Origin of the sequence: Streptococcus sp. 27098_8_86 (assembly GCF_041432595.1) — a bacterium.
In the GTDB taxonomy this organism is placed as follows: domain Bacteria; phylum Bacillota; class Bacilli; order Lactobacillales; family Streptococcaceae; genus Streptococcus; species Streptococcus pneumoniae_F.
This window is the reverse complement of sequence record NZ_JAPVZW010000032.1, coordinates 1-905: the sequence shown is the minus strand read 5'-3', so window position 1 is coordinate 905 and position 905 is coordinate 1. Positions and strand designations below refer to the sequence as shown.

Here is a 905-nt window from a genome sequence, read left to right as displayed (position 1 = left end):
GCGCTTGTCGATGCTGAAGCTGAAGCTACCGCACTTGTTGACGCTGAAGCTGAAGCCACTGCACTAGTAGATGCTGAAGCTGAGGCTACCGCGCTAGTTGAAGCCGATGCACTTGCTACCGCGCTCGTTGATGCTGAAGCTGAAGCTACTGCACTTGTTGATGCTGAAGCTGAGGCTACTGCACTTGTTGATGCTGAAGCTGAGGCTACTGCACTTGTTGACGCTGAGGCTGAAGCCACCGCACTTGTTGATGCTGAAGCTGAAGCCACTGCACTTGTTGACGCTGAAGCTGAAGCCACTGCACTTGTTGACGCTGAAGCTGAGGCTACTGCACTTGTTGACGCTGAAGCTGATGCTACTGCACTTGTTGATGCTGAAGCACTTGCTACCGCGCTTGTTGACGCTGAAGCTGAGGCTACTGCACTTGTTGATGCTGAAGCTGAGGCTACCGCACTTGTTGATGCTGAGGCACTTGCTACTGCACTTGTTGATGCTGAAGCTGAAGCTACTGCGCTAGTTGATGCTGAAGCACTTGCTACCGCGCTTGTTGACGCTGAGGCACTTGCTACTGCACTTGTTGACGCTGAAGCTGAAGCTACTGCGCTCGTTGATGCTGAAGCTGAGGCTACCGCACTCGTTGACGCTGAAGCTGAGGCTACTGCACTGGTTGACGCTGAGGCTGAAGCGACTGCGCTCGTTGATGCTGAAGCTGAAGCTACTGCACTTGTTGACGCTGAAGCTGAGGCTACTGCACTGGTTGACGCTGAAGCTGAAGCCACCGCACTTGTCGATGCTGAAGCTGAAGCCACCGCACTCGTTGACGCTGAAGCTGAGGCTACCGCACTTGTTGACGCTGAAGCTGAGGCTACTGCACTTGTTGACGCTGAAGCTGAAGCCACTGCACT

The 905-nt window shown here is 54.1% G+C and carries 1 pseudogene; it reads left to right on the top strand.

Annotated elements, in window-relative coordinates:
* Positions 1-905: pseudogene (locus O3616_RS10040) on the top strand (hypothetical protein); the annotation flags it as partial.